Source organism: Flavobacterium sp. Root186, from assembly GCF_001428525.1.
Classification (GTDB): domain Bacteria; phylum Bacteroidota; class Bacteroidia; order Flavobacteriales; family Flavobacteriaceae; genus Flavobacterium.
The window spans coordinates 656,537-676,070 of the sequence record NZ_LMHW01000013.1 but is presented as its reverse complement, the minus strand read 5'-3'; the positions used below and the strand labels follow the sequence as shown (position 1 = coordinate 676,070).

The 19,534-nt window shown below is 31.7% G+C and carries 19 protein-coding genes; 12 read left to right on the top strand and 7 right to left on the bottom strand.

Translation table 11 applies throughout. The annotated features are described in order from the left end of the window. The first annotated feature begins 1 nt into the window (after window position 1). Complete coding sequence (locus ASD98_RS16250) at window positions 2-637, top strand: sialic acid O-acetyltransferase (protein WP_056206246.1); 636 nt, start codon at window positions 2-4, stop codon at window positions 635-637. A gap of 87 nt (window positions 638-724) precedes the next feature. After that, on the top strand, window positions 725-1,693 hold the full coding sequence (locus ASD98_RS16245; RefSeq protein WP_056206243.1) for a glycosyltransferase: 969 nt from the start codon (window positions 725-727) through the stop codon (window positions 1,691-1,693). 3 nt (window positions 1,694-1,696) lie between these two features. On the opposite strand, the gene ASD98_RS16240 is transcribed toward ASD98_RS16245, so the two are convergent. Beyond that, window positions 1,697-2,716 (bottom strand): glycosyltransferase family 2 protein, encoded by a 1,020-nt coding sequence (locus ASD98_RS16240; RefSeq protein ID WP_056206241.1) that lies wholly within the window; start codon window positions 2,714-2,716, stop codon window positions 1,697-1,699. 119 nt (window positions 2,717-2,835) lie between these two features. Between ASD98_RS16240 and ASD98_RS16235 the strand changes: the two genes are divergently transcribed. After that, window positions 2,836-3,699, top strand: a complete 864-nt coding sequence (locus ASD98_RS16235; protein WP_056206239.1) for a hypothetical protein — start codon at window positions 2,836-2,838, stop codon at window positions 3,697-3,699. A gap of 4 nt (window positions 3,700-3,703) precedes the next feature. On the opposite strand, the gene ASD98_RS16230 is transcribed toward ASD98_RS16235, so the two are convergent. Next, complete coding sequence (locus ASD98_RS16230) at window positions 3,704-4,777, bottom strand: glycosyltransferase family 1 protein (protein ID WP_056206237.1); 1,074 nt, start codon at window positions 4,775-4,777, stop codon at window positions 3,704-3,706. Between the two features lie 84 nt (window positions 4,778-4,861). Here ASD98_RS16230 and ASD98_RS16225 point away from each other — a divergent pair, with 84 nt between their 5' ends. After that, complete coding sequence (locus ASD98_RS16225) at window positions 4,862-5,632, top strand: hypothetical protein (protein WP_056206234.1); 771 nt, start codon at window positions 4,862-4,864, stop codon at window positions 5,630-5,632. On the opposite strand, the gene ASD98_RS16220 is transcribed toward ASD98_RS16225, so the two are convergent. From ASD98_RS16220 to ASD98_RS16210, 3 genes are all read right to left on the bottom strand, one after another. Further along, entirely contained in the window at window positions 5,610-6,398 is a 789-nt protein-coding gene (locus ASD98_RS16220; protein ID WP_056206232.1) for a glycosyltransferase family 2 protein, read from the bottom strand. The genes ASD98_RS16225 and ASD98_RS16220 overlap by 23 nt on opposite strands. 2 nt (window positions 6,399-6,400) lie before the next feature. After that, window positions 6,401-7,465: a glycosyltransferase family 9 protein gene (locus ASD98_RS16215; protein WP_056206229.1), complete on the bottom strand. Its 1,065-nt coding sequence runs from the start codon at window positions 7,463-7,465 to the stop codon at window positions 6,401-6,403. A 107-nt stretch (window positions 7,466-7,572) separates the two neighbouring features. Next, window positions 7,573-8,388 (bottom strand): 2,3,4,5-tetrahydropyridine-2,6-dicarboxylate N-succinyltransferase, encoded by an 816-nt coding sequence (locus ASD98_RS16210; RefSeq protein WP_056206227.1) that lies wholly within the window; start codon window positions 8,386-8,388, stop codon window positions 7,573-7,575. A gap of 275 nt (window positions 8,389-8,663) precedes the next feature. Here ASD98_RS16210 and ASD98_RS16205 point away from each other — a divergent pair, with 275 nt between their 5' ends. From ASD98_RS16205 to ASD98_RS16195, 3 genes are all read left to right on the top strand, one after another. Next, a complete protein-coding gene (locus ASD98_RS16205; protein WP_056206225.1) occupies window positions 8,664-9,296 on the top strand; it encodes a PAS domain-containing protein in 633 nt (210 codons plus the stop codon). Window positions 9,297-9,427: 131 nt separating this feature from the next. Continuing rightward, entirely contained in the window at window positions 9,428-9,844 is a 417-nt protein-coding gene (ruvX, locus tag ASD98_RS16200; RefSeq protein ID WP_056206223.1) for a Holliday junction resolvase RuvX, read from the top strand. Between the two features lie 124 nt (window positions 9,845-9,968). Next, window positions 9,969-11,462, top strand: a complete 1,494-nt coding sequence (locus ASD98_RS16195) for a malate:quinone oxidoreductase (protein WP_056206220.1) — start codon at window positions 9,969-9,971, stop codon at window positions 11,460-11,462. Window positions 11,463-11,526: 64 nt separating this feature from the next. On the opposite strand, the gene ASD98_RS16190 is transcribed toward ASD98_RS16195, so the two are convergent. Further along, entirely contained in the window at window positions 11,527-13,749 is a 2,223-nt protein-coding gene (locus ASD98_RS16190; protein ID WP_056206217.1) for an FUSC family membrane protein, read from the bottom strand. Between the two features lie 199 nt (window positions 13,750-13,948). Here ASD98_RS16190 and def point away from each other — a divergent pair, with 199 nt between their 5' ends. The 3 genes from def (at window position 13,949) to mazG (ending at window position 15,956) form a co-directional block, all read left to right on the top strand. Further along, complete coding sequence (gene def / locus ASD98_RS16185) at window positions 13,949-14,539, top strand: peptide deformylase (RefSeq protein ID WP_056206215.1); 591 nt, start codon at window positions 13,949-13,951, stop codon at window positions 14,537-14,539. 62 nt (window positions 14,540-14,601) lie between these two features. Beyond that, on the top strand, window positions 14,602-15,090 hold the full coding sequence (locus ASD98_RS16180) for a DUF5606 domain-containing protein (RefSeq protein WP_056206213.1): 489 nt from the start codon (window positions 14,602-14,604) through the stop codon (window positions 15,088-15,090). Window positions 15,091-15,185: 95 nt separating this feature from the next. After that, window positions 15,186-15,956, top strand: coding sequence for a nucleoside triphosphate pyrophosphohydrolase (gene mazG / locus ASD98_RS16175; protein ID WP_056206210.1), 771 nt, complete (start codon window positions 15,186-15,188; stop codon window positions 15,954-15,956). Window position 15,957: 1 nt separating this feature from the next. On the opposite strand, the gene ASD98_RS16170 is transcribed toward mazG, so the two are convergent. Further along, window positions 15,958-16,638 (bottom strand): Crp/Fnr family transcriptional regulator, encoded by a 681-nt coding sequence (locus ASD98_RS16170; protein WP_056206208.1) that lies wholly within the window; start codon window positions 16,636-16,638, stop codon window positions 15,958-15,960. A gap of 199 nt (window positions 16,639-16,837) precedes the next feature. On the opposite strand from ASD98_RS16170, the gene ASD98_RS16165 reads away from it, so the two are divergent. Next, a complete protein-coding gene (locus ASD98_RS16165) occupies window positions 16,838-19,225 on the top strand; it encodes a heavy metal translocating P-type ATPase metal-binding domain-containing protein (RefSeq protein ID WP_056206206.1) in 2,388 nt (795 codons plus the stop codon). A 114-nt stretch (window positions 19,226-19,339) separates the two neighbouring features. Beyond that, on the top strand, window positions 19,340-19,531 hold the full coding sequence (ccoS, locus tag ASD98_RS16160) for a cbb3-type cytochrome oxidase assembly protein CcoS (RefSeq protein WP_056206203.1): 192 nt from the start codon (window positions 19,340-19,342) through the stop codon (window positions 19,529-19,531). The last annotated feature ends 3 nt before the right edge of the window (window positions 19,532-19,534 follow it).

Below are 19,534 nucleotides of genomic sequence, written 5' to 3'. Positions count from 1 at the left end.
GATGAAAAATTTAATCATAATAGGAGCAAGAGGATATGGCCGTGAGGTATGTGGGCTTGCAAGACAATGTTCTGGTTATAATACTGAATATGCTATAAAAGGTTTCTTAGATGATAAATTAGATGCTTTAGATGGTTTTGAAAATTATCCTTCTATCATTTCATCGGTAGAGAATTATGAAATTCAGGATAACGATGTCTTTGTTTGTGCACTTGGAAGTGTGCAATGGAAAAAACATTATGTCCAAATAATTCTATCAAAAGGAGGTCAATTTATTAATTTAATTCACCCAACAGTAGTTTTTACATCAAACGTAAAATTGGGTAACGGTATAATTGTATTCATGTATTCTAATATTAGTAACGACTGTATACTTGATGATTTTGTAACAATCCAGGGATTTGTAGCAATCGGCCATGATTCTAAAATTGGGAAATGGTGTCATATAAACGCATATAGTTTTACCGGAGGCTATGCCATTTTGGAAGAAGAAGTATGCTTAAATACACGATCTACAGTTTTACCTAATATTATCGTTAGAAAAGGTGCAACAGTTGGTGCTGCCAGCCTTGTTATTAAAAACGTAAAAGAAAATACTACTGTTTTTGGAGTTCCTGCAAAAAAAATGGACTTTTAAAAATCCTTACTAAAGATTTAGATTTTTGTAAATCATAAAATAATGATGACAATAATACTAGCTTTTGTTTAGTGAATAAATTCAAATATGAGAGATCAAAACGACATCATTTCAAGTTGGAAAATTGATGATACACAGCCTTTAGTAAGTATTATTTGTACCACATTTAATCATGAAAATTTTATAAGTGAAACTTTAAATGGTTTTTTAATTCAAAAAACTACATTTCCATTTGAGATAATTGTGCACGATGATGCTTCTACAGATAATACTGCATCTGTAATTAATGATTTTGCTGCAAAATATCCTTTAATTATTAAACCAATTTTACAGAAAGAAAATCAGTATTCTAAAAAAGAGGTTAATATATGGAGCGATTTTACTTTTCCAAAGGCAAAAGGGAAATATATTGCATTGTGCGAAGGAGATGATTATTGGATTGACGAATTAAAACTGCAAAAACAAGTTGATTTTTTAGAAAACAATACGGAGTATGTAATTACCTGGACCGATTTTTATACTAAAAAAGATGCTGAGTTAATATCAAATGATTTTAATAGTACTTTGCCAGCCGTTTATACAATTGATTTCAATACTCTTTTTAAGCCGTATTGTACATATACCTTAACGAGTGTTTTCAAAAAAGATGCAGTTGATCCATTTGATTATAAAAAGTTTGAATACAGTAAAGATAATACACTATATGCATTAGCTCTTTGCAATGGAAAAGGAGCATTTTTAAATTTCCAAGGCGCAGTTTACAGGTGGCATTCTGGCGGGATTTATTCTTTACAAACGCCTTTCCTGCAGCGTTATTCATCTTATCTGAATTTAAAAGAAATATTTGATAAAATTCCACAGTCCAGAACACAAAACATTAAAAGAGTTTTGGAAACATTGCTAAAAGCTTCCGCTTTTGAAGCTTTGAAATTACGTAAAAACAAAGAGTTCAAAAACAGCAGAGATCATCAAAATGCTATAAATGAATTTTTAGATAAAGCTGGCTTGTCATTAAAAATGAAATACCTGTGGCGTTATATTAAATCAAACATTTAATTATTACTTACCAGTTAACGATTTAAAATAGAGAAGTATTTTATCAATGAAGTTTATTTTTTGAAATAATGTACTTTCGTTATTTTTCAAATGTTTATAAAATGAAAGTTTATAAGAACCCGAATTTCGGATAATGCGGATTAAATTTTTAGTGATATGTTTTTGAAAAATTTCATGATTAAAGTATCCTAACTTTTCATTTTGCGAAAGCAGAAATTTAGATGCATTAATAGTTTCTATAATTTCTTCTGGAAAAAGACCTTTTTTAAACGAAACAGCATTCAGGTAAAAATCGATTTTTCGATCTGCAGGATTTATTTCAAGTGCCGACAATTGATTTATTTTTACTTTTTTTACAGATCGGTTTACATTATCAATTTTTGTCTTACTGATATTGTTATTGTGTTGTCTGTAATTTAATAAAGATTCAGGAATATTATAAAAGTTAGTTTTAGCCAATAATCTGCTCCATAAATCATAATCCTCAACAGGAACATACTCATTATCGAATTTTAAATCGCCTAATACTTCTTTTTTAAACATTACAGTTGGATTCCCGATGTTACAACTGTGTAAAAAAGATACTTTTATGGCGTCAGAATTTGTATTATGTTTTATGATTTTATTTTTTTTTAACCCAAAAAAAGTAAACCATGTACCACAGACCCCAATTTCTGGATTGTTTTTTAAAACTGCAATTTGTTTTTCAAAACGGGTTGGTAAAGCAATATCATCAGCATCCATCAATGCAATATAAGTGCCTTTTGCTGCGTTAATACCTTCATTCCTAAGGTTTGCGGGTCCAATATTTTGTTCTTTGTCTATAATAATTATTCGATTATCTTTAGCTTGAAATTTTTTAATTATTTCTAAACTTTCATCTGTAGATTTATCGTTTAATATAATGAGTTCAAAGTCTGAGAATGTTTGATTTAAGATACTTTCAATGCTTTCTTGCAAAAATGAAGCAGCATTAAACACTGGAATTATCACAGAAATTTCAGGAAATTGAAGAATTTGCATGGTTTTTGTTTTAAAAGGCAAAGATAAGGTTTAAGTTAAAATTATCTTAAAAATTCGAAAGCAAATTTCATAGATAATTTCGGAATGTTTTTATCTTTGCCCCTAACAAATATAAATAAATGAAAAAAATTCAGGTCGGATTTTTAGTGTCGTATGATTATGAATTGCTTAAAATTGCTATTCCACAAGTATATAAAGAATCTGACTCAATTTTTTTAGCAATTGATAAGGAAAGAAAGACCTGGAAAGGAGAATCTTTTGTTATAGAAGACGATTTTTTTCAATGGTTAAGGTCGATTGATGTCGATTCTAAAATAGAAATATTAGAAGATAATTTTTATCATCCGGAACTAACCAGCATGCAGTGTGAGGTTTTGGAGCGAAAAATTCTTGCCGAAAAAATGGGCATCGGAAACTGGCTCATTCAATTAGATGCAGATGAATATTTTTTGGATTTTAAAGGATTTGTAAAATTCTTAAAATCTAAAAATCACTTTCTGGACAATCCAGAAAAAAATCAGGTTCAGATTTCTCCATGTCTTATAAATCTCTATAAAAGATTAGATAAGGGAGTGTTGTATGTTAAAAAACCAACCAAAATTATGGTTGCTACAAACTTTCCTAGTTATAAAATTGGAAGACAGACACGCAAGAGAATCATTTATTTTAAAGGTCCAATTTTACATGAATGCATATCCAGAACAAAAGAAGAACTGGAAATGAAGTTTAACAATTGGGGACATGATACCGATATCAATAAAGAAGAGTTTCTAAACAAATGGGAAACAGTAAATGAGTGCAACTATAAAAGTATGCGAAACTTCTTTTATATGGAACCGGAAAAATGGAAAAAACTAGCGTTTGTAAAAGGTTCAACTTTTAATGAAATCAAAAACAACCTTGACTTTTTTAAAGTCCTGCCCTCAGATTTTTTCATTTGGAAAAAAAATGTCGGGCAGTGGTTTAAACATTTAAATAAATAAGGATTTATTTTAAGATCTCTTTATACACATTAAAATATTCAGCAGCTGCAATTTTCCAATCGAAACTTGCAGCTCTTTTTTTTAGGAGACTTTCAATTTCGGTTTTATTATTGTCAAAATGGGTTAATCCGTTAAAAAGAATATCTTTCATATATTCAGCATCAAAATTATTCCAATAGTTGGAGACATCGCCTCCAATTTCAGGCAGTGAAGTTTTATCAGATAAAAATACCGGTTTACCAAAACTCATCGCTTCAATTGGCGGAAGTCCGAAACCTTCGCGAATTGACGGAAAAAGAAATGCCGTACAGTTTTTCATATAAAACTGTTTTCCTTCATCAGACACTTTTCCGGTTAAAAAAACCTGATTGCTTAAGCCATTGTCAGTAATCAATTTTTTGATTTCCTCACCGTATTTTTTATTGTTGTTTCCGGAAATAATTAAATTAAAATCTTTAATTAATTTCATCATGTTAATGATTGAACTGTAATTTTTTCGCTCAATAAAATCTCCAATCGAATAAAAGAAAGGTTTGTCGACAGGAACATCTGAAATAAAAGCAGAAGTGTCTAAAAGAGTCGAAATTGGGTTTCCATTATAAATAACATATTCAGGAACATTTGGTACATCAAAATGCTCGTGCGTATGTTTTTTTGCAAATTCTGAGATATAGGTAATGGCAGTTGATCTTTCTAATTTTTCTGCAAAAAGCTTCTTTAATTTAGGGCTTTTATCGTTTGAAACTTCTTCTACAAAATGAATATCATGAACAGTAAGCAGATAATTAATTTTGTGAAAAGGTTCAACTTTAATGTTTTGATTAACAGAATGCCATAAATCATATTTTTTTCGAATTCTAAACAACGGATGCCTTGAAAGACTGCTGTATTTATGGTATTTAAATTTATCCTTAAATTCGTCTTTTAGAAGCTCTGGTTTTGCACTGTTTAGTATTAATTCGTAATTATTAAAATCTAACGTAGATAAGCCTTTAATTAATTCATAATTAAAAGTTCCTAAACCTGATGCTCTGTTATTGATATTATGCGTCTCTAGAAAAATACTTTTTGGGGACATTCTTTTCTTTTTTTACGAAAGTACAATAATAATTTGAAGTCTTAAATCGTATCCGTATTTTTGTCCCCTTATAAAAAACTACTGATGAATTTTAAAGTAAATCCTTCTTTCGAAAATAGTGCTCCGTCAATTCTTGACACAATCAAAACGTTTGGCTCGTCTGGTGAACTTTTTGGAAATGGAGATCGTAATAAGATTAAATTGTTTGATTTAGACGGAAAGACAATAAATATTAAATCATTTAAAATTCCGAACATAGTTAACAAAATAGCATACAGATATTTTAGAAAGTCAAAAGCAAGACGTTCATTTGAATATGCTACTATTTTATTAGAAAAAGGAATTGGTACCCCAGAGCCAATCGCATTCCTTGAAAACTTTAATTTAGTCGGTTTAAAAGACAGTTATTATGCCAGCGAGCATTTAATTACAGAACTGACTTATAGAGAATTGGTAGAAATTCCTGAGTATCCTGATAACGATAACATTTTAAGACAGTTTACAAAATTTACTTTTGATCTTCATGAAAAAGGAGTAGAGTTTTTAGATCATTCGCCCGGAAATACATTAATTAAAAAGAACGAAAACAATATGTATAGTTTCTTTTTGGTCGATTTAAACCGAATGAATTTTCATGATAATATGAGTTTTGAGCAGCGCATGAATAATTTTAGCCGTTTAACGCCTAAAAAAGAAATGATCGCTGTTATGAGTAATGAATATTCTAAATTCTATACTGCTAAATCTGAAACAGAAATTTTCGAAAAAATGTGGCAGGCCACTTCTAATTTTCAGGAAGAATTTGCAAGAAAGAAAAGATTGAAAAAGAAGCTTAAGTTCTGGAAGAAATCTTAATTTGTTTCTGTATTTTTTTAAGTTCCTGAAAACGAACCGATACACTTAAAGCATTCAAGTAACAGATAATAATTCCCTTTCTTCCATCTAAAAAGCCGAGTCTCAATAAATATTGGTTTAAAAACTGATAAACAGGCCGAATATAGAAATGAAAAAAGTTAGGGTTAGTATTTTTTGTTAACTCTTCCTGCGCTTTTAGATGCCCGTAAAAAATCATTTTTTGCTTATAATCCTCGTAATTAGAATAAGAATGGTGTGTTAATTTGTGTTTTAATTTTCTAATTTCTCCTTTTACAATTAGTTTTTCGTGCACAATTTTATTGTTATTATAGCGTGCATTTTCTTTTCTAAATAGGCGAATAATTTTATCATTCTGCCAGCCGCTGAAATACAGTTTCTTGTTTTCGAAGATAAAATCTCTACTGAAAAAATAAGCAGAAGCACTTTTTGGCTGATTTATTTCGGTAATAATTTCTTGCTGCAATTCAGGGCTTAATCGTTCATCGGCGTCGATAAAAAGAATCCATGAATTTGAAGCTAAATCTATTGTATAATTACGCTGAAGGGCAAAATTATCAAAAGCACGCTGTACAATCTTCACATTTTGATATGTTGACGCAATTTCGAAAGTTTTGTCGGTACTAAAAGAATCTACAATGATGATTTCATCGGCAAAAGCCAAATTATCAAGAACCTGACGTATGTTAGATTCTTCATTATAAGTTATCAGTAAAGCCGATAAAAGTTGTTTTGGAGGCGAAATCATTTTTAGCTGATGTTTTTTTCTAGAAACGATTCAATTTTGTCTTTGAAAAATTCAGGTTTGAATTCCTCATATAAAGACAAAGCTTCTTTTTTAAGCATTTTTTCAGATTTCTGTCCAAATAAATCAGAACGATAATCTTTTAAATGCACAGATAAATGGTGGATTTCGTCTTCAAATGTAGCCCAGATTTTCTTTTCAATCCAAGGAGAAAAAATTATAAAAGAGGGTTTCCCTAAGGCTTTAGCCATATTTATTGCGCCGCCGTCATTTCCTATAATTAAATCACATTGATTCATAATCGCAATAAACGAACGTAAATCGCCTCCTAATAAATCAAAATATATTTTTTCCTGAGTTGAAGGTTTACAGGCGTTAAAAACGGTTTTTGCGTCTTCAATCTGCTTTGGGAAATAATTAAAAAGAATATTTACATCAGCATTATCTGCAATATAATCAACCACTTTCGACATAAATTCCAGCGGATATGTTTTTAATTTCTCGCTTCCCAAAAGGCTGATCATTACCGTTTTTCTGTCTTTGCGAACATTATGTTTTTCAAAAACCGCTAAAGCTTCCTGATTTTCTTTTTCAGAAACAAATAATTTTGGAATTGGATCTATTTCAACTTTTAAATCTAAAGGTTCTATTAATGAAAGCCTTCTTTCGATTGCCAATCCTAAATTGGTTTTAGGAAAAGGTGCAAAAGGAACATTATCTGTATAAAGAAAATTTCTTCCGGGTTTTTTATAGGAAATTTTTCTTTTGGCGTTGCTTAAAAATATTAATATCCAGCTTTCTAATTTTGAATAAGCATCAATAACTAAATCGTATTTTTCATTTCGAATTTGAAAACCAAGTTTCAATAATTCTTTTTTACTTTTTCGATGTTTTTCTTCAAATAAAATGATGTTGTCAATACTTGAATTACCTTCTAAAACCGGAGTTGTCGAAGCATAAACCAAATAATCTATTTGAGCATCTGGATAAGCAGTACGCAGATTATTGCAAATAATACTGCTGACTAAAACGTCTCCAATCATTTTTTGTTGAATAACAAGTATCTTCATCTAAAAAGGGAATCTTTTAATTGGTTACAAATTGAAGCAAAAAAAATCCAAATTCCAATCATAATCAATTGGAATTTGGATTTTTTAATTTATTTGTTCTTTATAAATTATACTGCAACGTCGTATTCGCGAAGTGCATTATTTAATGAAGTTTTCAAATCTGTAGATGGTTTACGAGTACCAATAATTAAAGCACATGGAACCTGAAATTCGCCAGCAGCAAACTTTTTAGTATAACTTCCAGGAATTACAACAGAACGTGCAGGAACAAAACCTTTCATTTCAACTGGTTCGTCGCCCGTAACATCAATAATTTTTGTTGAAGCAGTCAAACAAACATTAGCACCAAGAACAGCTTCTTTACCAACGTGAACACCTTCTACAACAATACAACGAGAACCAATAAAAGCACCGTCTTCAATAATTACCGGAGCAGCTTGTAATGGCTCTAAAACACCACCAATACCAACACCACCGCTTAAGTGAACGTTTTTACCAATTTGTGCACAGCTACCTACAGTTGCCCAAGTGTCAACCATAGTTCCTTCGTCAACATAAGCACCAATATTTACATAACTCGGCATCAAAATAACGCCGCTTGAAATATAAGCTCCGTAACGCGCCACAGCATTTGGTACAACACGAATTCCTTTTTCAGCATAACCTCTTTTTAGCAGCATTTTATCGTGATATTCGAAAATACCAGATTCCCATGTTTCCATTTTTTGGATTGGGAAATACATTACAACTGCTTTCTTAACCCATTCGTTTACCTGCCAAGCATCACCAACTGGTTCAGCAACACGTAATTTTCCTGCATCAACTAATTCGATAACTTCTCTAATAGCGTCAGTTGTAGTTTTTTCTTGTAATAAAGCTCTGTTTTCCCAAGCTTGCTCAATTATAGTCTGTAAAGAATTCATAGTTTAAATTTTTGGCAAAGATAACGTATTTGCTGAAAAGCAAAAAAGTAAACGGAATTGAAAGTGTTATAAGTATAACTTTTTGTTTTTAATTTGATAAATTAAATTTTTAGAATACAATTTTGATTTTAATCTTCTGTCACTAAAAGTTTTTTTTATATCAAAATATGACAAATATCAGATTCTTTGCTTTTTCTTCAATCTACTTTTGTCGGATTAATTCTGAGAAATCAGCATTAAAAATACCAATCCAAAACATATAAAATCTACTAAACATGAATCAGGAAAATCAACTTCGAACCCCAGTTACCGTTATCGATAAAGAAGTTACGTGGGATAAAACGCAGGTAATTATGAGCAAAACAAATGCCTTTGGTATTATTGAATATGCCAATGAAGTTTTTGTCGACGTTTGTGGTTACGAGGATTATGAATTAATGGGGCAGCCGCATAATATTATACGTCATCCCGATATGCCAAAAGTTATTTTTAAAGTGCTTTGGGAAAATCTTAAAAATGGAAAAAACTTTCATGCAATTGTAAAAAATCTGGCAAAATCAGGAAGATACTATTGGGTAATTACAGATTTTGATATTGCAAGAGATGAAAACGGCGTAATTGTAAATTATTTTGGAAGAAGACAAGCTGTTCCTCAAGAAGTGGTTGCAATGCATATTGAACCATTGTATAAAAAGTTGCTTCAAATAGAAGCGGCAAGCGGTGTAGAGTTTAGCGAGAAATATTTGATTGGTTTCTTAGAAGAAAAAAAGAAATCATATATTGAATATATAAAGGAGTTAATTTACGATCATGAAAAAAATCAGGCAAAGTTTGCTCATTATGAAGAAGAACAAGATGGAGAAGAAGAAGAGCATAGAGGTTTTTTCAGCAGATTATTTAATCGATAAATAAGAATAATTTTTAGTTTTAAATATTTAGGTTCGGGTCCGTTTTGATTTATTCAGAGCGGGCCTTTTGGTTTTAATTTAAAAGCAGCAATTTAAATAAGTTTATATTTGTATTGTTAAATTAAAATAAAATGCCAAGAATCCTCTCCATAGACTACGGACAAAAACGAACTGGAATCGCTGTTACTGACGAAATGCAGATTATTGCATCGGGTTTAACCACAATTCCTACTCATACTTTAATTGATTTTCTCAAAGATTATTTTGCTAAAGAAAAAGTAGAAGCAGTTTTAATTGGCGAGCCAAAACAAATGAACGGTCAGCCATCAGAAAGTGCATCTGTGATTAACGGTTTTGTAACTCATTTCTCGAATATTTTTCCGGAAATGAAAGTAATTCGTGTTGACGAGCGTTTTACTTCAAAAATGGCATTCCAAACTATAATTGACAGCGGACTTAGTAAAAAACAACGCCAGAACAAAGGACTTATCGATGAAATTTCGGCAACCATTATGCTTCAGGATTATCTTTCGTCTAAGCGTTTTTAAGTTTATTTTAGATTAAATCTTCATTTTTAGAAAAATTTATAATTTTCTAACTTTTATCATGTAAAAATTAGTTTTTTTTTGCGATTGAAAAAAGTACCTTTGCATTTTAAAACAAATTACTGTTATGCCTGACAATACAATACGTTCCAATAGTGAAGTAGTGCTTATTGGAGCTGGAATTATGAGTGCAACTCTTGGATTAATTTTGAAAGAGCTGCAGCCCGATATAAAAATTGAAATTTACGAAAGATTAGATGTGGCAGCGGCTGAAAGCTCGGATGCCTGGAATAATGCAGGAACCGGACACTCTGCCTTTTGTGAATTAAATTATACTCCAGAAAAAGCAGATGGAAGTATTGATCCAAAAAAAGCCATCAGCATAGCAGAATCTTTTGAAATTTCACGCCAGTTCTGGTCGTATTTAGTACAGCAGAATAAAGTTCCTTCTCCAGAAAATTTTATTAAAAGTGTTCCTCACATGAGTTTCGTTTGGGGAGATAAAAACGTCGAATATCTTAAAAAGAGATTCGAAGCACTTCAAAGTAATCCAATTTTTTCTGAAATGACATTCAGTACAGATTTTAATCAGCTGAAAGAATGGATGCCTCTTGTAATGGAAGGTAGAGAAGAAGGAGAAAAATTAGCGGCAACACACATGGAAATTGGTACCGATGTAAATTTTGGAGCCTTAACCAGAAGCATGTTTAATTATCTTGAAAAATTAGACGGAGTAACTTTATATTTTAATCACGAAGTTCAGAAATTAAGACAGCGTGAGGATAAATCATGGAGAATTAAAATCACCGATTTAGCTACAGGTCAAAAAAGAAAAGCATATACCCAATTTGTATTTATTGGAGCCGGCGGCGGTTCATTGCCATTATTAGAAAAAGCAAATGTTCCGGAAGGAGATGGTTATGGCGGTTTCCCGGTAAGCGGTCAATGGTTAAAATGTACAAATCCGGAAGTTATTGCAAAACATCAGGCAAAAGTTTACGGAAAGGCAAGTGTAGGTGCGCCTCCAATGTCTGTTCCGCATATTGATACACGTGTAATTGATGGTGAGAAAGCGCTTCTTTTTGGACCATTTGCTGGATTTTCAACACGTTTCCTTAAAAATGGATCTTATTTAGATTTGCCATTATCAATAAAAGCAAACAATTTAATTCCGATGCTTTCTGCCGGATTTCACAATATTCCACTAACAAAATATTTAATTGAGCAGGTGCGTCAGTCCCCAAAAGACAGAATGAAAGCACTTCGTGAATATTTGCCAAGTGCACGTTCTAAAGATTGGAAATTAGAAAAAGCCGGTCAGCGTGTACAGGTAATTAAAAAAGGTGAAAATGGCGGCGGAGTTCTTGAATTTGGTACAGAAGTTATTACTACACATGACGGGACTTTAGCAGTATTATTAGGAGCTTCTCCGGGAGCATCAACTGCAGTTGCCATTATGGTTGATTTAATCAGCAGATGTTTTACAAACCAAATCAAAACACCAGAATGGGAGGCTAAAATGAAAACAATGATTCCATCTTATGGAAAAACGCTAAATGATAAGCCAGAGCTTTTAGCAGAAATGAGAAAACATACTGCAGAAGTTTTAAAAATAAAATAAAACTTCAGTTTAATAAAAAAAGGACTTAGTTATCTAAGTCCTTTTTTTATTGGTAAAAACTATGTTAATCATTTTTTACTGCTTTTAATTCTTTTGTTATTTTTAAAATTTTCTCTGCAAGATTACTCATCCAGATTAATTGTTCAATAACCATCGAAGCTTCCTGCATTTTGGCCTGACGCGTTTCTTTATCTAATTCATCGTCAGTAGCAAGACGTGTGAAATTTTTACGTTTAAGTTCTTCAAATTGCAAAGTCACATCTTCTTTGTCAAAAAAAGTATCCGTTATAATAGTTTCGTTTCTTAAAATAGAAATCGAGTGTTCTAAGTTTAATAAAATAGTTTTTATAATATAATTGAAAGATTCTGATGCCGATGTTGTTTGATGTGATTGAATATAAGTCGATAAAGATGCTAAAGCAGATAAAAGAGAATGATTTAAAACCACCAATTTATTAACCAGCGGCATTGTTTTCTGTTTCGATTTTGGTTCCTGCATCATTCGTTGAAAAGAAGTCATTAAATTTCCTATTTCAACAAAAGCATTCTTTCGGGATAATCTGTAAGACGTTGGAATTTCACCTTTTTTATTATAAAAATCAGCAATTTCTTTAAGGTAATTACGATTTGCCCTGATCGAATTTTCAATATGAATTGGCGTATTGATAAATTCCCACGCCGGCCATAAAAACTGATTGGCAAGAAAAGCCAGAGTTGCTCCGGCAAGCGAATCTAATATTCTAAACTGAATTACCTCGACCACGTTTGGTGTTAAAATCCCGTAAATAAACACCACATACATTGTTACAAATGTGGCACTTATTTTGTAATTGATCTGGGTAAAGGAAATTCCTAAAAGCATACATACAATCGAGAAAATACTTAAAGCAACATGATTTTGAATTACAGAAACAATTCCAAATGCGAGAAGGCCTCCTAAAATGGTTCCGAAGATTCTATTATAAGAACGCTCTTTGGTTAAACCATAACCCGGACGCATGATTACTACAATCGTTAATAAAATCCAATACACATTTTGAAACGGCAGAAATTTTCCGATTATAAAACCAATTAAAATGGTAATTGTTAATCGAAGCGAATGCCTGAATATTGACGAAGAATAACTTAAATTTTCAATAAGAGTTCTTATAGGATAATATTGCGGTGTTAAGAATTTTTCTAATTCTTTGTCCTTATCTTTTAATTTATAAGACTGCATTGCGAGCGACAAAGCACGTTGGATAATTTTAATTTTTCCAACCTGATTTTTAGCATATTTCAGCATATTGGTCAGCATCAAAACACCTTCTGCAGCTTCTTCTTTACCTAAAGTTTTTTCGTAATCAAAAATGGCAAACTCAAGCGCATCTAATTCGTTTTTCAGATCATTTTTATCTACATAAACAGCGATATGATGCACATTTTTCGAAAGCTTTTTAAGTGTAGAGGCCAGTTTGTAAGCAACATTTTGATAAGTTCGAAGAACTTCGGGATGTTTTGCAAATTTTTCGTGAAGTTTACTGTGATCAAACGACGTATAAAGCGCCAATTCCTGAATTTCAACCAAAGTAATAAAGACCAAAAGCATTTTTCGATTTTGGGTTGTAGTTGCTGATGTATTTTGATTTCCAATCAGCATTTTTCTTAAATCCTCATGAATTAAATTGAGATCAACTTGTATTGCTAATTGTTTTTCTATGATTTTTTGACGATCAGCAGCCGGGCTCCATAAGTCGCCTCTTAATTTTAAATATTTTGCAGTCAGTTTTATCCCCTCGGCAATTTGTAATTCTACATATTTATAAGGTTGTACAAAATGAAAAACCAGCGATACTATAAGGTATAAAATCCCTCCCGTAAAAATAAACCCTGAATATTGAAAAGCTTCCCAGCCAGTATGTAAATGCCCAAATGATAATGAAATCGACAATAAAGCAGAAAACGAAACCAAAGTGGCACGCTGTCCGTAAACCGAAATCATAGAGCATAAAAACAATAAAAATCCTAAAAAGGGATAAAATAAAAGAGGAAAAGGGTAGGCAAGATTTACTAATAAATTTACACCCGAAACAATTAAAGAAGCAACAATCAATCCTTTGATTTTGTGGCTTAATGAACTCGGGATATCACTTGGATACGTATAAAAAGCACCAAGCGCAATAGTAAAACCTATTTCAAAATGCCCTAAAAAATTCAAAATTATAACAGGTACAACCGATGCAATAGTAACTTTTGATGCATTTAAAAAAGAAGTACTGTTTGTAAATTTCGAGATTCGATCGAGCATATCATGAGGTTTACTAGCAAAGTTAAGAATTGTACGAAATATTTTGGCATAATTATGGTGGAGTTTTCCAAAGCATATAAAAATTTGTTATAATGTGGCTTTACAGCTAATCGTTGACTATTTTTTACTATTTTTGCCAGCTGAAATATGTTAACCCTAATATAAGGTTTTCATTAGATAAAACATTAAATAATTACAAATGATTTTACCAATTGTAGGATATGGTGATCCTGTTTTAAGAAAAGTGGGAACGGCAGTTACGCCAGATTATCCAAACTTAAAAGAGACAATAGCAAACATGTATGAAACCATGTATAATGCTTTAGGAGTTGGACTTGCGGCACCGCAGGTTGGTCTTCCTATTCGTATATTTGTTATTGACACAACTCCTTTTAGCGACGATGAGGATTTACCAGAAAATGAGCAGAAAGATTTAAAAGGTTTCAAAAAAACTTTTATAAATGCTAAAATTGTTAAAGAAGAAGGTGAGGAGTGGAGTTTTAATGAAGGATGTTTAAGTATTCCGGACGTTCGCGAAGACGTTTACAGAAAACCAACTGTTACTATTGAATATTGCGAAGAAGATTTCGTAGTGAAAACAGAAGTTTTTGATGGTTTAATAGCAAGAGTTATTCAGCACGAATACGATCATATCGAAGGCATTTTATTTACGGATAAAATATCTTCTTTGAAAAAGCGTTTGATTCAAAAGAAATTAAAAAACATTACCGAAGGCAAGACTTTTCAAGAGTACAGAATGAAATTTGCTGCTGCAAAAAAAGGGAGATAAAAGTTCTAAATAATTAGAGCATTAATAAAAGACAAAAATTCTTAATACTAATTTTAATAAACATGAATTTAGACAAAATTTTAGCCATTTCTGGGAAACCAGGTTTATATGTATTGAAAGTGCAGACTCGTACAGGTTTTGTGGCAGAATCATTATTAGACGGAAAAAAAATCACAGTAAACTTAAAAAGTAATGTAAGCTTACTATCAGAAATTTCAATTTATACACACGAAGGAGAAAAACCATTGACTGAAGTAATGCAAAAAATTGCTGCTAAAGAAAACAAAGGTCAGGCGATTTCTCACAAAGAAGATAATGCAACTTTAGCCGCTTACTTCAAAGAAATTTTACCGGATTATGATGAAGAAAGAGTTTATCCTTCAGATATTAAAAAAGTATTAAACTGGTACAACACACTTCAGGCTAAAGGTTTAGTTACTGATTTAGCTCCGGCTGCTGCTGAAGCTCCGGAAGAAACTCCAGCTGTTGAAGAAAAACCAAAAAAAGCACCAGCTGCAAAAAAGCCAAAAGCTAAAAAAGAAGAAAAATAATTTTCTGAATTCAAATATATTGATCCCGTTAAGATATTTTTTAACGGGATTTTTTACTTTTACAGTATCTGGTCAATTCATAAAAAATTCAAAAAATGAGCAAAGAACTTCAACTCAAAGCTTTCGAAAGATTATTAATTATCATGGATGAACTTCGTGAGCAATGTCCTTGGGATAGAAAACAGACATTACAAACATTGAGACATTTAACGATTGAAGAAACCTATGAGTTAGGTGATGCCATTTTAGACAATGATTTAAACGAAGTAAAAAAAGAACTTGGAGATTTACTGCTGCATATTGTTTTTTATGCTAAAATAGGCTCAGAAACGAATGATTTTGATATTGCAGATGTCTGTAACGAGATCTGTGATAAATTAATTCACCGCCATCCTCATATTTATTCTGATACGGTTGTAAAAGATGAAGAAGAAGTAAAACAAAACTGGGAGAAACTAAAACTTAAAGAGGGTAAAAAATCTGTTTTAGAAGGTGTTCCAAGAAGTTTGCCGGCATTAGTAAAAGCAAGTCGAATTCAGGATAAAGTTAAAGGTGTTGGTTTTGATTGGGAAGAACCTCATCAGGTTTGGGATAAAGTTCAGGAAGAGCTAGAAGAGCTTCAAGTTGAAGTTAAGGCTGGCGATCAGGATAAAATTGAAGCCGAATTTGGAGATGTTTTATTCTCTATGATTAACTATGCAAGGTTTTTAAATGTTAACCCGGAAGATGCTCTGGAACGCACAAATAAAAAATTCATCAAGCGTTTTCAATATTTAGAAAGTAAAGCCGGCGAATTAGGAAAACCTTTAATGGATATGACTTTGGCAGAAATGGATGTTTTTTGGAACGAAGCCAAAAAGCAGTAATTTATTCAGCCATTCTTTTTAATGCCTTTACATTTTTAAGCATAATTTTTTTACCCACTAATTCAATTAACTCCAGTTTATTAAAATCAGATAATAAGCGGATGCAGCTTTCTGTTGCCGTTCCAATTATTCCCGCAAGTTCCTCTCTTGTAAGTTGTACTTTTAGAGTTTTATCTTCATTTTCTCCAAACTCATCATGTAAATGCAATAAAGTTTCTGCCAAACGTTGTTTTACCGTTTTTTGAACCAAGGCAATTTTATCATTTTCTGATTCTTTCAAATCTTCGCATACAGATTGCATCAAATTCAAAGAAAACTGATTATTGTTATTAAAGAAATGTAAGATTTCAGATTTCGGAATAAAACAAACTTCCATGTCAGCAATAGCCTTTGCAGATAAATTTGCAGGCTCATTACTAATCATCGAACGCTGTCCTAAAAGTTCTCCGGATTTTACAAGTTTAACGATTTGATCCTTTCCGTTGGCGCTCAATTTTGAGAGTTTTCCAACTCCGTCCTTAACGCAGAAAACACCATTAGTAACTTCGCCCTCTTCAAAAATAGCTTCGCCTTTTTTAATTGTGTAGGTAGTTTTGCTATTAGCTAATTTTACAACTTCATCTTTATTTAGGGCTTTTAAAGATGAAAGCTGACGAACAATACATTGATCACATTTATTCATAGCAGGAGTAATTTGGTACAAAATTAACCAATTCTTGCGGTATAAAAGTGCTTTTACGGCTAAAAATACGTAGAAAAAGGTATTATTTCGATTTGACAAATTATTTCATTAATTTAGGGTTAGATTTCTTTAGAACATGATAAATGTCATAGTTATAATCACCGCTTATTTGGAATTTTGCTAATTAAAAAAACAAATTATGAGCGAGCAGAGTTGCTTTCATTGCGGGTTAACCATTCCTAAAAATGAAGAAATCAATTTTGATGACAAAAAATTTTGTTGTACGGGTTGTAAAACGGTTTACGAAATTTTCAGTCAAAATGATTTAACCTGCTATTATGATTTTGAAAAATCGCCGGGTGCTACCCCCCAAGACATTCAGGGCAAATATGATTTTTTAGACAACGAAGCAATCTTAGCTAAAGTTCTCGAATTTCAGGAAGGAAATACTTCAATAGTTTCATTAAATATTCCGCATATTCACTGTAGTTCATGCATTTGGATTCTTGAAAACCTCAACCGTTTACAATTCGGAATCAGCACTTCACAAGTTAATTTCCCCGAAAAAAAGGTTCGGATCACCTTCAATTCAGAAACCGTTTCTCTAAAATCAATTGTATATTTATTAAATTCAATAGGTTATGAACCTTATATCAGTTTAGAAAATTACGAAACAGGCAAAAATAAAGTCGACAGAAGTCTAACTTATAAAGTAGGCGTTGCCTTTTTCTGTTTCGGAAATATAATGCTGCTTTCTTTTCCTGAATATTTTGAAATCAAAGAATTCTGGTTAGATAGTTATAAACCTTTTTTCAGAATTTTAATTTTTCTTTTAGCATTGCCAAGTTTTTTATATTCTGCAAGCGGTTATTACGTTTCAGCTTATCATAGTATACGAACCAGAATGTTAAACATTGATATCCCAATTGCTTTGGGAATTATTGTAATGTTTATCCGTAGTACTTATGATATGCTAATGGATCACGGTCCGGGATTTTTTGACAGTTTAGCCAGTTTGGTGTTCTTTATGCTGCTAGGAAAAATGTTTCAAACAAAAACTTATAGTTTTTTAAGTTTCGAAAGAGATTTTAAATCTTATTTTCCAATCGCGGTAACCAGAATCAATGCTGATTTTTCAGAAGATAGCGTTCCAATTTATGATGTTTTAAAAGGAAACAGACTATTGATTCGTAATCAGGAATTAATTCCGGTAGATGGAATTTTAATGAGCGAAAAGGCCGAAATTGATTATAGTTTTGTTACCGGAGAAGCTGTCCCAATTACAAAAAAATCAGGAGACAAAATATTTGCCGGCGGAAAACAAATTGGAAAAGTAATCGAAATGGAAGTACTGCATTCTGTTTCGCAAAGTTATCTGACTCAATTATGGAGCAACGAAATTTTTCAGAAAAAAGTAGAGCAAAAACACAAAACAATTACGGACGCTTTAAGCCGTTATTTCACTCCAATTTTACTGCTTATTGCCTTTGCGGGATTCGGTTATTGGATATTTATCGATGTCAATATTGCTTTTAATGTTTTTACAGCAGTACTAATTGTAGCTTGTCCTTGTGCACTTGCCCTTACGGCTCCGTTTACTTTTGGAAATATTCTCAGAATAATGGGAAAACAAAAAATGTATCTTAAAAACGCATTAGTAATCGAACAATTGGCTAAAGTCGATACAATTGTTTTTGATAAAACCGGAACTATTACGACGAACATAAAGTCAAATATTTTATATGAAGGAATTGATTTTTCAGGTGAAAATTTACAATTAATAAAAAATGTTCTTCGAGGATCAAATCATCCTCTAAGCAGGATGCTATATGATTTTTTGCCGGAATATGACAGAATTAAAATTGATGATTTTCAAGAGATTACCGGAAAAGGAATTTTGGCTTTTGCCGAAGAAAAAGAAGTGAAAATAGGTTCTTCATCGTTTGTTGAAAGCCCGATTTTGGACTCTTCAGAAATAGAACGAACCTCGCTGCATATTAAAATCAACAATACATATTACGGAAAATTCATCTTCCAAAATCAATATCGTGAAGGTCTTGAAAAATTGTTTGCAACACTTAACAAAGAATATAATATTAAAGTCCTTTCTGGAGATAATGACGGTGAAAAAGAAAATCTGGAAGCTATTTTACCTAAAAATACAGAATTAATTTTTAACCAAAAACCAGAGCAGAAATTAGAATTTATTAAGAAACTGCAAGAAACCGGAAAGAATGTTATGATGGTAGGAGATGGTCTAAATGATGCGGGAGCCTTGGCGCAAAGTAATCTTGGTGTTTCAGTTTCTGAAAACGTAAATGTATTCTCTCCGGCTTGTGATGCAATTCTTGATGCGGGTGAATTTTCTCGATTAAATTACTTCTTAAAACTCTCTTATAAATCGATCCTGATTATCAAAATGAGTTTTGGCTTATCACTTCTTTATAATATAGTCGGACTTACTTTTGCTGTTACCGGAAACCTGCTTCCTTTAGTGGCTGCAATCATCATGCCTTTAAGTACAATTACGATTGTAAGTTTCGTAACTTTTATGTCTAACTATTTAAGCTGTAGGAATTTATGTTAATTTTGAATAATTGTAAGATTATTTTTTTTAATTTTAACATTCTTCTATAAGCATGATAATTATCATATTTTAAACGCCTCTGACCTAGTAATTTTGTTAACATAAATTTACGGTATGAGTGTTATTTATCTTTTAATTTCAGTAAGTATTTTCGTGGCAATTTGCTTCTTTATTGCCTTTATCGCTGCTGTCAAATCTGGACAATATGATGACGATTATACGCCCTCGGTCAGAATTCTTTTTGATGACGAGACCAAAATTATTTCCCAAAATAATAATTCATCAATCGAAGAAAAACAAGTATAAATT